This is a genomic window from Streptomyces sp. NPDC094147 (assembly GCF_044764265.1).
GTDB lineage: Bacteria > Actinomycetota > Actinomycetes > Streptomycetales > Streptomycetaceae > Streptomyces.
Genome location: NZ_JBIWHT010000019.1, coordinates 22,929 through 38,249, shown reverse-complemented (window position 1 = coordinate 38,249; position 15,321 = coordinate 22,929). Strand labels below are relative to the sequence as shown.

The window sequence follows — 15,321 nt, the reverse complement described above, 5'->3', positions numbered from 1 at the left end:
GCCAGGGGGGACCCCCATTGAAGACGCTCCGGCGCCTTGCGATGCACCGCACCAGCCGCCGCGCCCTGTCCGACCCTGATCCACCGGACACCCCCCAGCACGTACAGCAGGGCCAGCGTGGCGGACAGCGCGATGATCCAGGGCGTCCGGGCCTCCCCGGGATGCCGGATCAGGAACCGGGCGAGCGAGGCGCCGAGCAGCAGGAAGAACGCGGCGTGCATGACCACGGGCAGCCGGCGCTCGGTACCGGGCGCATCGCCGCCGTCCCGCGCCCCGCCACTGCGGTTCACCCAGCTCTCCTCACTCGCGCCGACGTCCCGCGTCCGGACCTCTCACCTGCGCGTACGTACGCCACGTACCCACTCATCGTCACCCGGCCAGGCCACCCCCGCATCAACCGATCGGCTGACGGACCCGTACGCCGTTACGCGCGGCGCGAGCAGCCGGTACGCCGACCGGAGGGGGCCGCGACCGCCCGGAGGATCGAAGCATGAACCTCACCAAGAGCCGGAACGCCCAGAACCCCGCCGAGGGCCAGGACGCCAACAACCCCGTCAAGGGCGGGCACGCCAAGAAGATCGCCCTCTTCGCCACCGCCCTCGCCGCCGCGGGCACCCTCGGCACGCTCGGCGCCGTCACCGCCAGCGCCGCCGCGCCGGGCACGGCCACCGACGCCACCGTCGCCGCCTCCCACCTCACCAGCACCCCCCACCTCACCCTCCCCGCCGCCACCAAGGCCGCCCAGGCGGCCCTCTCCGCCGCCGCCCAGGAGAACCAGCACGTGTCCGTCGCCGTCGTCGACCGGGACGGCAACACCCTCGTCACCCTGCGCGGCGACGGCTCCGGGCCGCAGGCCCCCGAGTCGGCCCGGCGCAAGGCGTTCACCGCCGTCTCCTGGAACGCGCCCACCTCCGAGCTCGCCAAGCGCCTCGCCCAGGCCCCGAACCTCAAGGACATCCCCGGCACCCTGTTCCTGGCGGGCGGCGCACCCGTCCAGGCGAAGGGCGCCGTCCCGGTCGCGGGCATCGGTGTGGCCGGCGCCCCGAGCGGCGACCTGGACGAGAAGTTCGCACAGGCGGGCGTCGCGGCGCTGAAGCGGTAGCCACCGCTCGCACCCCCTCGTCCCGCCCGTAGGATCACAGACGTGGACAAACGACCGGAGAGGCGGACGGCAGTGAAGGGGCGAAGGAGATCGACCCCTGTCCGCCTCGCCGCCGCGTTGCTCACCGCCCTCGCCGTCACGTCCTGCACCGGCGGCGTCGACGGCACCCCGGGCTCGTCCGGCACCCGCGACCCGCTCTTCCCCCGGCTCGGCAACGACGGTTACGACGTCCAGCACTACAGCCTGGACCTCGACTACGACCCGGCCTCCGGGCACCTCAAGGGCGGCGCCACCATCGTGGCGCGGGCCACCAAGGACCTCAGCGCCTTGGACCTCGACTTCGCCGGGATGGACGTGGAGGAGGCCACCGTCGACAGCCGGCCCGCGGCCGTCAACCGGGCCGGGGACGAGCTCACGCTGCGCCCGCACGACGAGCTGACCGGGGGCGAGACCTTCACGGCGTACGTCCGCTACTCGGGCAGCCCGAAGACCATCACCGATCCCGACGGCTCCGTGGAGGGCTGGCTGAGATCGCCGGACGGCGGCGTGCTCGCGCTCGGCGAACCGACCGGCTCGATGACCTGGTTCCCGTCCAACAACCACCCGAGCGACAAGGCCACGTACGACATCAAGGTGACGGTGCCGGACGGTCTCCAGGCCGTGTCCAACGGCGAGTTGGCGGCCAAGACCTCCATCAACGGCCGTACGACGTTCAGTTGGCGGACCAAGGAGCCGATGGCCACCTATCTGGCCACCGTCGCCATCGGACCGTACGAGATCGACGACAAGGGGATCACCAAGTCCGGGATCCCCCTCTACACCGCCGTCGATCCGGGGGTGAAGAAGCAGAGCGCCGGCGTCGTCGCCCAGTTGCCGGACATCATGGCGTGGGAGGAGAAGAACTTCGGGCCCTACCCGTTCTCCTCCACCGGCGTCGTCGTCGCGCCCGAGAAGGCCGCCGGGTACGCGCTGGAGACGCAGAACCGGCCGGTGATCCCGCTCGACCACTTCGACACCAGCACCCTCGTGCACGAGCTGACCCACCAGTGGTTCGGCGATTCCGTCACGCCCGCCGTGTGGCGCGACATGTGGCTGAACGAGGGCTTCGCGCAGTATTCGGAGTGGCTGTGGAGCGAGGACCACGGCGGCCCGTCGGCGCAGCAGCTCTTCGACGAGGAGTACGCCAAGGACGACGGCGACGAGATCTGGTCCTTCCCGCCCGCCGAGCCGCCGACCGCCGCCGAGGTGTCGGCCCGGCCGGTGTACGTGCGCGGCGCCATGGTCGTCCACAAGATCCGCCAAGCGGTCGGGGACGAGAAGTTCCACGCCCTGCTGCGCGACTGGGTGCGCACCTACCGGCACGCCAACGCCTCGACCGCGGACTTCACCCGCTTCGTGGACAAGGAGGCGGGCACGAGCCTCTCGATGGTGTGGGACACCTGGCTCTACGGGGACGGCAAGCCCGACTCCCCGTAGAACCAGGTGAGTTGACGCTATGTCACGGCTACTTCACGTTGATGGCGGTCCACGTCGCCGCCACCGTCTTGTACTCGGTGCTGCTCGCGCCGTACAGATCGGCCGCCGCCTTGAGGGTCGTGGTGCGCGCCCCCGCGTAGTTGGTGGTCGACGTCATGTACGTGGAGAGCGCCTTGTACCAGATCTTGTACGCCTTGACCCGGCCGATCCCGGTGATCTTGGAACCGTTGGAGGTCGGCGAGTTGTAGCTCACCCCGTTGATCGTCTTCGCGCCGCTGCCCTCGGACAGCAGGTAGAAGAAGTGGTTGGCGGGGCCCGAGGAGTAGTGCACGTCGAGGCCGCCGACGCTCGATGACCAGTAGTCGGCGGACCTGCCGTCCTTGCTGGGCTTGTCCATGTAGCGCAGCGGAGTGCCGTTGCCGTTGATGTCGAGCTGCTCGCCGATGAGGTAGTTGCCCGGGTGGGCCTTGTTGTTGGCGTAGAACTCCACCGAGGTGCCGAACATGTCGCTGGTGGCCTCGTTGAGGCCGCCGGACTCCCGGCTGTAGTTCAGCTTGGCGGTGGCGGCGGTCAGGCCGTGGCTCATCTCGTGACCGGCCACGTCCAGTGAGGTGAGCGGCTTGGCGTTGCCCGCGCCGTCGCCGTACGTCATGCAGAAGCAGCTGTCGTCCCAGAACGCGTTGACGTACGCGTTGCCGTAGTGGACCCGCGAGTAGGCGGCCTTGCCGTTGCCCGCGATGCCGTTGCGGCCGAACTCGGTCTTGTAGAAGTCCCAGGTGACGGCCGCGCCGTAGTGGGCGTCGACGGCGGCCGTCTCGCGGTTGGAGGGCAGGCCGTTGCCCCAGGTGTCGGCGGACTTGGTGAAGAGCGTGCCGGTGCCGGAGCTGCCGTGGTTCAGGTCGTACGTCTTGTGCCCGCCGCGCGCGGCGTCGGTGAGGCTGTAGGAGGAGCCGCTCTTGGTGGTGCCGAGGGTGACGGTGCCGGAGTACTCGCTGGTGCCGGTGCCGGTCTCGATCTCCTCGTGGGAGTACAGCTCGGCTCCGGTGGTGGCGTCCGTGACGATGTCGCGGCGGCTCGGGGTGCCGTCGGGCTGGGTGCCGGTGACGGTGCGCTCAAAGGCGAGGACGGGCTTGCCGGTGGCGGCCCAGACGACCTTGCGGGCGCCCGCCGGGGCGGCTTTGAGGGAGGTGGTGGCGGTGGCGACGGATATCTTCGCGTCGGTCGCCCGGTTGACGCCCTTGAGGGCGCCGTCCTTGGCGGTGTGCACGACGAGGTCGCCGCCGAGGACGGGCAGGCCGTCGTAGGTGCGCTCGTAGCGGGTGTGGACCGTGCCGTCGGCGTCCTTGATCACATCGCGGACGACGAGCTGTTCCTTCGCGCCGAGCCCGATCCGGCGGGCGGCGGCCGGAGCCGCGTCCTGGGCGGCGCGCACGGCGTCGGCCTGCTGGGCGGTGCTGAGGGGAAGCGCGGTGGCACCGGCCTCGCGGTCGGCGGCACCGGCGGTGGATCCGGACTGTACGCCGACGACGACCATGGCGGCGGATGCAGCAAGAGCGGCGGCACGCAGAGTGGTTCGCACTCGGTGGTCTCCTTCACTCGTTCCGTGGGGGCGAGTTGGAGACTGCCAGTCGATGACCACTTCTTGACAGTGACCCGACAACTATTTGACTTTATCGTGTCCGGAAGAGGGTTGCCGATGTCCGCTGACCGACCAATTCAAGCCGCTCGCAAGGGAGTTGGTGCCCCCGGCGCGAACGCCGGGGGCACCTCGCCACGTGAACGTCAGACGTTCACGCCGAAGTCCTTCGCGATGCCGACCAGGCCCGAGGCGTAACCCTGGCCCACGGCGCGGAACTTCCACTCCGCGCCGTTGCGGTACAGCTCGCCGAAGACCATCGCGGTCTCGGTCGCGGCGTCCTCGCTCAGGTCGTAGCGGGCGATCTCGGCGCCGCCGGCCTGGTTGACGATGCGGATGAAGGCGTTCCGCACCTGGCCGAAGTTCTGCGAGCGGTTCTCGGCGTCGTAGATCGAGACCGGGAAGACGATCTTGTCGATGTCGGCGGGCAGGCCGGCCAGGTTGACCTTGATGGACTCGTCGTCGCCCTCGCCCTCGCCGGTGGTGTTGTCACCGGTGTGGACGATGGTCTGGTCCGGCGTCGACTTGTTGTTGAAGAAGACGAAGTGGCCGTCGGAGTAGACCTTGCCCGCCGCGTTCACGGCTATGGCCGAGGCGTCCAGGTCGAAGTCGGTTCCGGTGGTGGTGCGGACGTCCCAGCCGAGGCCGACCGTGACGGCGGTCAGGCCCGGGGCCTCCTTGGTGAGCGAGATGTTGCCGCCCTTGGACAGGCTTACAGCCATGGGATGTCCCCTTCGTCGTGATGCGCGGGCCTCGGGCCGTCCCGAAGCTGCCGTCATCCCCCATAACGTCGGCGGAGGACCGTGAGGTTCCAACCGCCTTTACTTTCTTTGCCAAGCGGCCGCCAAGAGGGCGAGAAGGGGGCGACAAGAGGGCCTGGCGCGCGTCGCGCGGTGAAAAGCGGGTGACGGGGTGCCGCGCAGCCGTCACCATGGATGTCATGTCCGGGCCCTATCTCATCCGCGGCTCCGTCTCCCTCCCGGAGGCCGAGCTCATCTGGCGTTTCTCCCGGTCGTCCGGGCCCGGCGGCCAGCACGTCAACACCAGCGACTCCCAGGTGGAGCTCCGCTTCGACCTCGCGAAGACCGAGGCGCTGCCGGAGGTCTGGAAGGCCCGCGCCCTGGAGCGGCTCGCGAACCGGCTGGTGGGCGGCGTCATCTCGGTACGCGCCTCCGAGCACCGCTCGCAGTGGCGCAACCGGGAGACCGCCGCCGTCCGGCTCGCCTCGCTGCTCGCCGAGGCGACCGCCCCGCCGCCCAAGCCGCGCCGCGCCACGAAGATCCCGCGCGGCATCAACGAGCGCCGCCTGCGCGAGAAGAAGCAGCGCGCCCAGACCAAGAAGGGCCGCACCGGCCGCGATTGGTGAGCCGGGCCTCGCGGGCGACCCCAGGGTTCAGCTCAACTGCCGGTACTTGCCCCGGAAGTACGTCAACGGCCCGCCGTCCGCGCTCGGCAGGCCCACCGTCAGGACGCGGCCGATGACGAGGGTGTGGTCGCCCGCCACGATGTGCTGCTCGGTGCGGCACTCCAGGGTCGCGAGCGCGCCGCCGACCAGCGGGGCGCCGCTCACCTCGCCGCTGCGGTACGGGATGTCCTCGAAGAGCAGGCGGTCGCTGATGCGGCCCTTCATCGCGAACCGGCCCGCGATGTGGCGCTGGCTCTCGGACAGTACCGACACCGCCCACAGCGGCTGCTCGGCGAGGAGGTCGTCCATCCGCGAGCCGTTGCGCAGCGAGACGAGGACCAGGGGCGGGTCCAGGGACACCGACATGAAGGCGGTCGCGGTCATGCCGACGTCCTCGCCCCTGGGTCCGTCCTCGGTGTCGTGCGCGGTCACCAGGACCACGCCCGCGGCCAGCCGGGACATCGCCGCGCGGAACTCGTCATTGCTCACCCCATCAGGATGAGGGGTCCCCGGGGGAAGTGGGGGAAGTGGGGAAAGGGCGGTGGAAAGGGGTGTCTGCAACACAACCGGAACGCTAGTCTCCTCGCACCGTCGGCCGCATCGGACCCTGGAACCAGCCGGGACCTAGGTCCGGCGGCCCAGTCCCCGCCCGCTCTCGACGCCCGCACCCATGAGGTGTTTGCGTTCAGAAAAGGTAGGGGGCAAAGACGGAAAGACCGTCCAACTCTTCATCATCTGCTGTGACTTGAGTCACAGGAGGCAGTATTTGTTGACCCTGTGTACCGGCGAGGCAGCTCGCTGTGATTCAGTGGCGGGGACAGTGGAAAAGGGAACGCCGATCTGAAGCCAGGAGTTGCTGTCGAGGTCTCGGGGAGAGCGAGCAATGGAGACCGAGTCGGAGCCGTACGTCCGTCTTGCGACCTTGCGGCAGCTGCATCAGGTGGTTGCGGAGCTGAACACCGCCCGCAGCCTGGCCGACACACTGCAGACCGTTGCGGACGGCGTCATCGCCGGACTCGGCTACGAGCTGGCCTGCGTCAACCTCGTACGCCCCGACGGTGACCTGGTCGTCGCCGCCTTCGCGGGCAACGCCGCCGCCGAAGCCCTGATCACCGGCCGGGTCGGCTCGCGCGCCTCCTGGGAGCGGCGCCTGTCCATGGGCGAGGACTGGGACGGGCTCCGCTTCATCCCGCACACCGAGGGCTGGGTGCTCCTGGAGGACGACGTACCCCAGTGGTACACCGAGGGACCCGATCCGCGCTTCGAGGACGAGTGGCATCCGCAGGACCGCCTCTACGCCCCGATGTACTCCGCCGGCGGCTCCCAGGAACTCCTCGGCGTCATCTCCGTCGACAAACCCCGCAACGGCCGCAAGCCCGGCGCCTGGGGGAGGGAAGCGCTCCAGATGTACGCCTCGCAGTCGGCGATTGCGATCAGCAACGCCCGGCTCCGCGCAAACATGCAGCGCGCCCTGGTCCGCCTGGAGCGCGAGCAGCAGGCGCTGCGCGCCAGCGAGGAGAGCTTCCGGCAGGCCTTCGAGTACGCGCCCTCCGGCATGGCCATCGCCGAGATGGGCGGCGACCAGCACGGCCGGCTCCTGCGCACCAACGACGCCCTGTGCCGGCTGCTCGGGCGGCCCGCCTCCGTGATGCGCCGCTACTCCTTCGCCGACCTCGTCCACCCCGAGGACATAGGGACACTGCTGCGCACCTCCGCCGAGGGCGGCCGGGCCGAACTGCGGCTCGGGCGGCGCGACGGCACCTATGTGTGGGTGTCGCTGCGCAACTCCGTGGTCGCCGACACCGCCGACGGGCCCCGCTTCCTGCTCACCCACGTCGAGGACATCGAGGACCGCAAGCGGCACGAGCTCCAGCTCGCCCACCGCGCCTCGCACGACGCCCTCACGGGCCTGCCCAACAGCGCCGAGCTGCGCGCGAGGCTCTCGGCCCGGCTCTGTCCCCGGCCGCACTCCGTCGGCGCGGCGAGTGCGGCCGAAACCCTGGACGCGGCGTACGACCGGCTGCCCGCGACGGGCGAGAGCGAGGCGCACGGCCACGCGTTCCGCGCCGACGGCTTCGACTTCGACGCGGTGCCCGGCGGCGGACCGTACGACCACCACGTCCACGCCGTGGCCCCCGGCAGTGAGATCGACGACGGTACGAAGGGGCTCGCGGTGCTCTTCTGCGACCTCGACGGCTTCAAGTCGATCAACGACAGGTTCGGCCACCACACCGGTGACGCCGTCCTCATCGAGGTCGCGCGCCGCCTCACCAGGGGCGTGCGGGACGGCGACACCGTGGCCCGGCTCGGAGGGGACGAATTCGTCGTGCTCGCGGACGGGCTCGGTGCGGCGGACGCCGCCGACCTGGCCGTTCGCCTGCGCAACGCGATCATCCCGCCGATTCGGGTGGACGGCCGAGCGGTCCGGGTGGGGGCCAGTTTCGGCATCGGCTGGGCCAGCTGCGGGATGTCCGTGGAAGAGGTCCTGCGCTCCGCCGACCAGCGGATGTACATCGAGAAGCGGTCGCGCTCCAAGGTCCACCGCCGGGCCGGCTGAGCGATCCGGCCCGAGGCGGGTGTGGTCAAGCCCAGACGGGGCAGTCATCCGTTCGGGGTAGGCTCGGCCGGTCGGCGACGGCTGGCGGACAGTGAGGAGTGACCCCGGATGACGACGCCCGGCAACAACGGCGCGAACACCCCCGAGGACGACGATCCGTTCGGCTACCTGTACGAGGACGGGCAGGCATCGGGCGCCAACCCGCCCCGCACCGGTGGCGGCTACGGCTACCCCGGGCCGACGGTGGGGCAGCAGCAGCCCGGAGTCCCCAGGACGTCGTACAACCAGGTGCGCACGGTCGGTGAGCGCCAGTACGGACAGATCCCGCAGCAGCAGTACCAAGGGCCCCCGCAGCAGCAGTACGGGCAGCCGACCGCCCAGTACGCCGCGCCCGAGACCTACCAGGGCGGCCCGCCCCGGCAGACTCCGCCGCCTCCGGCGCCCCCGCAGGGGCGCGGCCCCAACACCAAGGGGCTGCTGATCGGCGCGGTCGCGGTGGTCGCGGCCGTCGTCATCGGCATCACCGTGGCGCTGGCCAGCAACAGCGACAGCACGGACAAGAAGAGCGACACCGCCAATCCCGGCAAGTCCGCTTCCAGCCAATCCGCGGCACCGAGCACCGACCCGTCGTCCCCGCCGCCGTCCCCGGCCGCGCTCCCCAAGGACGACGCGGCGACGCTGACGCTCGGCGGCTCCGCGCAGGTCGGCACCAACGTGCCGGGCGCGCAGGGCACGGGCGGCGCGTTCGTCGGCAACTTCAACAACGTGGGCGCCTCGGTGACTTGGAAGCCCGACGTCCCGAAGGCCGGCTCGTACAAGCTGAACCTGCGCTACGGCGTGCCGGGCGTCGACGCGAACGCGACGATAACGCTCAACGGCAAGGCGCAGTCCCGCCCGATGAACATGAAGAACTTCGCGGGCTCCCCGGCCGGCGACTGGGCCAAGGGCTGGCAGAGCACCTTCGCCATAGTGCAGCTCAACAAGGGCGCCAACGAGATCAAGCTGTCCTGCGAGCAGGGCAACCAGTGCCAGGCCAACCTCGACCAGATCTGGCTGACGCCCTCCTCCTGAGGAGGTCGCTCGTTCAGTGCGCGTGCCGGGTCACGCGCACTGAGCCGAGCAGTTCCTCGTACGCCTTCCGGTCGAACTCGCCCGCAGCGGGCGCCAGTACGGTCGCAGCCGACAGGGCCACCGCGCGCGTCAGACGGGCCGGCCAGTCGAGGCCCTCGACCAGAGCGGACAGCAGCCCGGCCACCGCAGAGTCGCCCGCGCCCGTCGGATTGCCCTGGACGGCGGCCGGCGGGGCCGCCTGCCACAGGCCGTCGGGCGTGGCCGCCAGCAGACCGTCGGGGCCGAGCGAGGCGACCACCGTGTGCGCGCCGCGCCGGCGCGCGTCCCGGGCCGCGCGCAGCGGCTCGCGCGAACCCGTCAGCTGGGCGAGTTCGTCGGCGTTGGGTTTGGCCAGATCGGGCCGGGCCGCGATGCCGCGGCGCAGCGGTTCGCCGCTGGTGTCCAGGAGCACCGGCACCTTCGCGGTACGGGCCTGGCGCACCAGCTGGGCGTACGCGCCGACCGGCAGCCCCGGCGGCAGACTCCCGCACAGCGCCACCGCGTCGGCGTCGGCGAGCAGCCGCTCGTACGTCGCGAGGAAGGCGTCCCACTCGGCGGGCGAGACGAGCGGGCCCGGCTCGTTGAGCTGGGTGGTGTCGCCGCTCCCCGCGTCCACCACGGCGATCGTGCGGCGGGTGGCGCCGCTGATGGGGACGAGCGCGTCGACGGGCGCGAGCCGGGCGAGCAGCGCGCGCAGCACCTCGCCGCTCGGGCCGCCCACGAACCCCGTCACGACGGTCTCGTGACCGAGCGCGGCGAGCACCCGGGCGACGTTGAGCCCCTTGCCGCCGGGGCGTTCGATGACCTCTTCGACGCGATGGCTCGCGTGCGGTACGAGGGCGGGGACGCGGTAGGTGAGATCGAGCGCGGTATTCAGCGTGACGGTCAGAATCACGGGGTGATCATGCCAAACGGACGGCGGCAGGCCTAGGGCGTGTCCGGCGGATCTGGTCGCCCGCAGCGGGCGGTGCTTTTTGGTGCTGGTGAGCGGTGGTCTGGTGCGTGCAGCTGCAAGGCGGAGGAGGGAGTCGACGCGATGGGGGTCCCCCTGCTCGTCAAGAGCTTGGGGGAGTCGGCAACTGACGACAACGCGGCAGATGGGCGTGCCAGACCACCGCGTCCCAGACGAGATCCGCCGGACACGCCCTAGACCTCCGACCGGCCGCCGCACCAAAACCGGGTGCAATCAGCCGAGTTGCGGCTCAACCACCCAAGCGCCCTTGCGCAGGACGCCCTTGACGGTGAAGTCGGCGTCCAGGACCACCAGGTCGGCGTCCTTGCCGGGCTCCAGGGAGCCCACCTTGTCGTCGATGCCGAGCAGCCGCGCGGGGTTGGCCGAAAGTGCGCGCACCGTGTCCTCGACCGAGATGCCGTCGATCGTCACCGAGCGCTTGAACGCGCGGTCCAGGGTGAGCGTGGAGCCCGCGATCGAACCGCCCTCCACCAGGCGTGCCACGCCCTCCTTGACCTCGACCTCCAGCGGGCCCAGGTGGTAGAGGCCGTCGCCGAACCCGGCCGCGTCCATGGCGTCGGTGATGAACGCGACCCGGCCCGCGCCCTTGTGGTGGAAGGCGAGTTCGAGGGCCGCGGGGTGCAGATGCGTACCGTCGTTGATGAGCTCGACGGTGATCCGCTCGTCCTCCAGGAGGGCCGCGATCGGGCCCGGCTCGCGGTGGCCGAGCGGGGGCATCGCGTTGAAGAGGTGGGTGGCGACGGTGGCACCGGCGTCGATCGCCTCGACGGTCTGCTCGTACGAGGCGTCGGTGTGGCCGATCGCCGCGACGACGCCGTGCTCGGCGAGCAGGCGTACGGAGTCGAGGCCGCCGGGCAGTTCGGTGGCGAGCGTGAACATCTTCGCGGTGCCGCGCGCGGCGTCCATCAGCTTGCGGACCTCGGCCGGGTCCGGGTGGCGCAGCAGGTCCTCGCTGTGCGCGCCCTTGCGGCACGGCGAGATGAACGGGCCCTCGAAGTGGATGCCGGCCAGATCGCCCTGCTCGACCAGTTCGGAGAGCAGCCCCGCGCGCTGGGCGAGGAAGTCCATCTCGCCGGTCACCGTGGAGGCGACCACCGTGGTCGTGCCGTGCAGCCGGTGGGTGTGGACGCCCTTGAGCACGTCCTCGACCGTGCCGTTGGTGAACGAGGCGCCGCCCCCGCCGTGGTTGTGCATGTCCACGAAGCCGGGCACGACCCAGTGGCCCGACAGGTCGAGGGCCGGCGCGCCGTCGGGGGCCGCACCGGCGATGGCCGTGCCGTCGACGATCACGCGTCCGTTCTCGACGATCCCGGTCGGGAGGACGACGCGGGCGCCGGAGAGAACTTTCGATGCGGCCATCAGGCGGTTACCTCACTGGAGTCGGTGGTCGTGGCGACGAGGTCCCAGGCGAGCAGCCCCGCGCCCAGGCATCCGGCGGTGTCCCCGAGGGCCGCCGGGACGATCTCGGGCAGCTTCTGGAACGTCACGCGCTCCTCCACGGCGGCCCGGAGCGGTACGAACAAGGTTTCCCCGGCTTCGGCGAGTCCGCCACCGATGATCAGCATGCGGGGGTCGAGCAGGGTGAGCGCGGTGACCAGGCCGTCGGCGAGCGCGTCGATCGCGTTCTGCCAGACGGCGACGGCCCGCGGGTCGCCGGACTCGACGGCCTTGGCGCAGTCGGCGGCGTCCGCGTCCGGATCGCCGCTCGCCCCGGCCCAGGCCAGCGTCACCGCGGAGGCGGAGGCGAGGCGCTCCAGACAGCCCCGCTGGCCGCAGGGGCAGGCGATGCCTCCGGGGCGTACGACGATGTGGCCGATCTCCCCGGCGAAGCCGTGCGCGCCCGGCTCGACCCGGCCGTCGATGCCGATGGCGCCCGCGATCCCGGTGCCGAGCGGTACGAACAGGAAGCGGTCGGCGCCCTTGCCCGCGCCGATCCGGCCCTCGGCGAGGCCGCCGGTGCGCACATCGTGGCCGAGCGCGACCGGCACGCCCCGCAGCCGCTCGCTGAGCAGCCGGCGCATGGGCACGTCGCGCCAGCCCAGGTTGGCCGCGTACGCGGCGATCCCGTTCTCGGCGTCGACGATGCCGGGCACGGCGACCCCGGCCGCGACGGCGCTCTCGCCGAAGTGCTCCTCGCCGTACGCCCGCAGATCGGCGGCGAACGCGAGGATCGACTCGACGACGGCCTCGGGCCCGCGCTCCCTGCCGGTGGGCCTGCGCGCCTCGTGGAGCAGCTTGGGGGGTCTGGGGGGATTCCCGCCGGACAGCACGGTGTCCGCCCCGACCAGGGCGGCCTTCATCCCGGTGCCGCCCACATCCAGGGCGATGACGTGTCTCACGGGGGACAGTCTCGCGCCAACACCCACTAAAGGTCTAGTCCACTCGCCGGATGGAGTAGAAAGCGCTTTCAGCGCGCAAAGTTCCCCAATGTACTCTTGCCCCGGGCGTTGCGGAAGCGATATGCGACTGGTGTAGACCTCATGCCCCCGTATGAGGGAAAATCGCAGCTCACAAACAGGACGTCACGGGGGACCGACTGGATCCGCCAGGATCCCAACGAGGGTGGGATAGCGCGTGCAGCGGCGCTTCTTGGGCTTGACCGCGGCAGTGGCCGCATTCGGCATGACGGCAGTGCTCTCGGGATGCGGCGGGCAGAGCGGATCCGGCGGCGTCACCCTCAAGCTGGTGGCAGCGGACTACGACATCGCGGGCGGCGGCAGTACGAAGACGTACTGGAATAACGTCGTCGCGGACTTCGAGAAGAAGAATCCCGGCATCAAGATAGACGTGTCGATCTTCTCCTGGGACGTGGTCGACGCCAAGGTCGCCGAGATGGTGAAGGCGGGCAACGCCCCCGACATCGCGCAGATCGGCGCGTACTCGGACTACGCGGCGACCGGCAAGCTGTACAGCGTCGACCAGCTGCTCTCCATCCCCGTGCAGGCCGACTTCCTGTCGTCGCTCGCGGACGCGGGCCAGGTCAAGCGTGTCGCGTACGGCATGCCGTTCGTGGCCTCCACGCGGCTGCTCTTCTACAACCAGACGCTGTTCGACCAGGCGCACATCAAGCCGCCGACGACCTGGGCCGAGATCGCGTCGGACGCCAAGGCGCTCAAGGCCAAGGGTGTGAAGACCCCCTTCGCGCTGCCGCTCGGCAGCGAGGAGGCGCAGGCCGAGACCATGATGTGGATGCTCAGCGGCAACGGCGGCTACACCAACGCGGTCGACGGGTACGACATCGACTCGCCCGAGAACATCCAGACCTTCGACTGGCTGAAGACCAACCTGGTCGAGCCCGAGCTGACCGGTCCCGTCGCGCCCGCCAAGCTCAACCGCCAGGCCGCGTTCGACGCGTTCGCCAAGGGCGAGGTGGGCATGCTCAACGGCCACCCCTCGCTGATGGAGGAGGCCAAGAAGAAGGGCATCAAGTTCGGCATGGTCCCGCTGCCCGGCCAGAACGGCCCGGCCAAGGCGGCGATGGGCGTCGCCGACTGGATCATGGGCTTCAAGCAGAGCGGGCACCGGGCGCAGATCGGGAAGTTCCTGGACTTCACGTTCTCCGACCAGAACGTGCTGAACTTCGCCGACCAGTACGACCTGCTGCCGTCCACGGTGTCGGCGTCGACGGCGATGTCGGCGGACGCCGGCCACAAGGAACTCAAGCCGTTCCTCTCCGCCCTGCCGACGTCCCAGCTGCCTCCGGTGGGCAAGACGTCGTGGCCGAAGGTGAGCGAGACGGTGAAGCAGAAGATCGGCGGGGCGGTCACGCCGGGGGGCTCGCCGAAGGCGGTCCTCCAGGACATCGGGAAGGTGGCGACGGACGCGCAGAACGCGGAATAGCCCTGGGTTCCTTTTTCCGCCGGGCACGGTCCGCAGGCCAACGGCATGGGGGTCCGGGGGCGCAGCCCCCGGATAGCCTCAACGGCATGAGCCCACTCGACGACCGCGCGCAAGCCGTGCTCCGCATGGAGGGCCGGCCCTGGCCCACCCCCGGCGCCAAGGAGCGCGCCATCCGTGAGGAGCTCGGGATCTCGCCCACCCGCTACTACCAGTTGCTCAACGCCCTCCTCGACGACACCCGCGCCCTCGCCCACGACCCGGTCACGGTCAACCGCCTCCGCCGGGTCCGGGACGAGCAGCGGAAGAGCCGCTGAGGCACGCGCCCCGTTGCGCCATACGTGCACCCGCCCCCATCCCTATAGGGTCGGGCGCATGGGCAGCCAATCGCACCCCTTGCCGACCCCCGCCACCCAGTCCGGCCGCGACGGGCTCGCCGCGATCGTCGCGAAGCCGGAGCGGGCCGTCATCGCGCTCGACTTCGACGGCACGCTCGCCGAGATCGTCGCCGACCCCGAGCAGGCCCGCGCCCACCCCGACGCCGTTCCGGCGCTCACCGCGCTGGCCCCCCACGTGGCCTCCGTCGCCGTGGTCACCGGCCGGCCGGCCGGGGTCGCGGTCCGCTACGGGGGCTTCGCGGGCGTACCAGGCCTGGAGCACCTCGTGGTCCTCGGCCACTACGGCGCCGAACGCTGGGACGCGGTCACCGGCACCGTCCACACCCCCGCCCCCCACCCCGGCGTGGCCGCCGCCCGCGCCGAACTCCCCGGGGTCCTCGACTCCCACGGCGCCTGGCGCGGCACCTGGGTGGAGGAGAAGGGGCAGGCCGTGGCGGTCCACACCCGCCGGGCCCAGGACCCCGAGGCCGCCTACGAGGCCCTCCGCGAACCCCTGGCCGACCTCGCGACCCACCACGGCCTGGTCCTCGAACCCGGCCGCCTGGTACTGGAGTTGAGGCCCCCCGGCATGGACAAGGGGGTGGCGCTCGCCGCGTACCTGCGCGAGGTCGGCGCCGAGTCCGTCCTGTACGCGGGCGACGACCTGGGCGACCTCCCCGCCTTCGCCGCCGTGGAGAAACTCCGCTCGGACGGGACACCGGGCCTGCTGGTGGCCGCCGACACGGTGATCCCCGAACTCTCCGACCGGGCCGACCTGTTGCTGAACGGCCCGGCGTCGGTGACGACGTTCCTGCGGACTCTGGCCGGACACTTGTAACCCCCAGGGG

At 71.1% G+C, this 15,321-nt stretch carries 14 protein-coding genes and 1 pseudogene; 8 read left to right on the top strand and 7 right to left on the bottom strand.

All coding sequences use genetic code 11. The features are described 5' to 3' along the window. Positions 1–95: 95 nt before the first annotated feature. A pseudogene (locus ACIQ8J_RS24730) lies at positions 96–290 on the bottom strand (sensor histidine kinase); the annotation flags it as partial. Positions 291–490: 200 nt separating this feature from the next. Here ACIQ8J_RS24730 and ACIQ8J_RS24725 point away from each other — a divergent pair. Further along, a complete protein-coding gene (locus ACIQ8J_RS24725) occupies positions 491–1,102 on the top strand; it encodes a heme-binding protein (RefSeq protein ID WP_403274513.1) in 612 nt (203 codons plus the stop codon). A gap of 42 nt (positions 1,103–1,144) precedes the next feature. Then, positions 1,145–2,578: a M1 family metallopeptidase gene (locus ACIQ8J_RS24720; RefSeq protein WP_403274514.1), complete on the top strand. Its 1,434-nt coding sequence runs from the start codon at positions 1,145–1,147 to the stop codon at positions 2,576–2,578. Positions 2,579–2,606: 28 nt separating this feature from the next. Here the strand turns inward: ACIQ8J_RS24720 and ACIQ8J_RS24715 are convergent, their stop codons facing one another. Both ACIQ8J_RS24715 and ACIQ8J_RS24710 read right to left on the bottom strand, forming a co-directional pair. Beyond that, positions 2,607–4,112, bottom strand: a complete 1,506-nt coding sequence (locus tag ACIQ8J_RS24715) for a M4 family metallopeptidase (protein ID WP_403274563.1) — start codon at positions 4,110–4,112, stop codon at positions 2,607–2,609. A 248-nt stretch (positions 4,113–4,360) separates the two neighbouring features. Further along, the gene (locus tag ACIQ8J_RS24710) at positions 4,361–4,936 is read right to left on the bottom strand and encodes a TerD family protein (protein ID WP_403274516.1); all 576 of its coding nucleotides are present in this window, start codon (positions 4,934–4,936) and stop codon (positions 4,361–4,363) included. Between the two features lie 209 nt (positions 4,937–5,145). Between ACIQ8J_RS24710 and arfB the strand changes: the two genes are divergently transcribed. Continuing rightward, positions 5,146–5,580 (top strand): alternative ribosome rescue aminoacyl-tRNA hydrolase ArfB, encoded by a 435-nt coding sequence (arfB, locus tag ACIQ8J_RS24705; RefSeq protein ID WP_403274518.1) that lies wholly within the window; start codon positions 5,146–5,148, stop codon positions 5,578–5,580. Positions 5,581–5,607: 27 nt separating this feature from the next. On the opposite strand, the gene ACIQ8J_RS24700 is transcribed toward arfB, so the two are convergent. Continuing rightward, complete coding sequence (locus ACIQ8J_RS24700) at positions 5,608–6,081, bottom strand: flavin reductase family protein (RefSeq protein ID WP_403274564.1); 474 nt, start codon at positions 6,079–6,081, stop codon at positions 5,608–5,610. Between the two features lie 421 nt (positions 6,082–6,502). Here ACIQ8J_RS24700 and cdgB point away from each other — a divergent pair, with 421 nt between their 5' ends. Next, entirely contained in the window at positions 6,503–8,176 is a 1,674-nt protein-coding gene (cdgB, locus tag ACIQ8J_RS24695) for a diguanylate cyclase CdgB (RefSeq protein WP_403274519.1), read from the top strand. A gap of 108 nt (positions 8,177–8,284) precedes the next feature. Then, on the top strand, positions 8,285–9,247 hold the full coding sequence (locus ACIQ8J_RS24690) for a CBM35 domain-containing protein (RefSeq protein ID WP_403274520.1): 963 nt from the start codon (positions 8,285–8,287) through the stop codon (positions 9,245–9,247). A gap of 13 nt (positions 9,248–9,260) precedes the next feature. Here the strand turns inward: ACIQ8J_RS24690 and ACIQ8J_RS24685 are convergent, their stop codons facing one another. The 3 genes from ACIQ8J_RS24685 to ACIQ8J_RS24675 all read right to left on the bottom strand — a co-directional run bounded on the left by ACIQ8J_RS24685 (position 9,261) and on the right by ACIQ8J_RS24675 (position 12,598). Further along, on the bottom strand, positions 9,261–10,181 hold the full coding sequence (locus ACIQ8J_RS24685; RefSeq protein ID WP_403274522.1) for a 1-phosphofructokinase family hexose kinase: 921 nt from the start codon (positions 10,179–10,181) through the stop codon (positions 9,261–9,263). Between the two features lie 291 nt (positions 10,182–10,472). Beyond that, positions 10,473–11,618, bottom strand: coding sequence for an N-acetylglucosamine-6-phosphate deacetylase (nagA, locus tag ACIQ8J_RS24680; protein WP_403274523.1), 1,146 nt, complete (start codon positions 11,616–11,618; stop codon positions 10,473–10,475). Next, positions 11,618–12,598, bottom strand: coding sequence for an ROK family protein (locus ACIQ8J_RS24675; RefSeq protein WP_403274524.1), 981 nt, complete (start codon positions 12,596–12,598; stop codon positions 11,618–11,620). The genes nagA and ACIQ8J_RS24675 overlap by 1 nt, the downstream gene beginning before the upstream one ends. A 250-nt stretch (positions 12,599–12,848) precedes the next feature. Between ACIQ8J_RS24675 and ACIQ8J_RS24670 the strand changes: the two genes are divergently transcribed. From ACIQ8J_RS24670 to otsB, 3 genes are all read left to right on the top strand, one after another. Next, the gene (locus ACIQ8J_RS24670) at positions 12,849–14,099 is read left to right on the top strand and encodes an ABC transporter substrate-binding protein (protein WP_403274565.1); all 1,251 of its coding nucleotides are present in this window, start codon (positions 12,849–12,851) and stop codon (positions 14,097–14,099) included. A gap of 86 nt (positions 14,100–14,185) precedes the next feature. Continuing rightward, entirely contained in the window at positions 14,186–14,413 is a 228-nt protein-coding gene (locus tag ACIQ8J_RS24665; RefSeq protein ID WP_403274526.1) for a DUF3263 domain-containing protein, read from the top strand. 58 nt (positions 14,414–14,471) lie between these two features. Then, positions 14,472–15,311: a trehalose-phosphatase gene (gene otsB / locus ACIQ8J_RS24660; protein WP_403274528.1), complete on the top strand. Its 840-nt coding sequence runs from the start codon at positions 14,472–14,474 to the stop codon at positions 15,309–15,311. Positions 15,312–15,321: the final 10 nt, after the last annotated feature.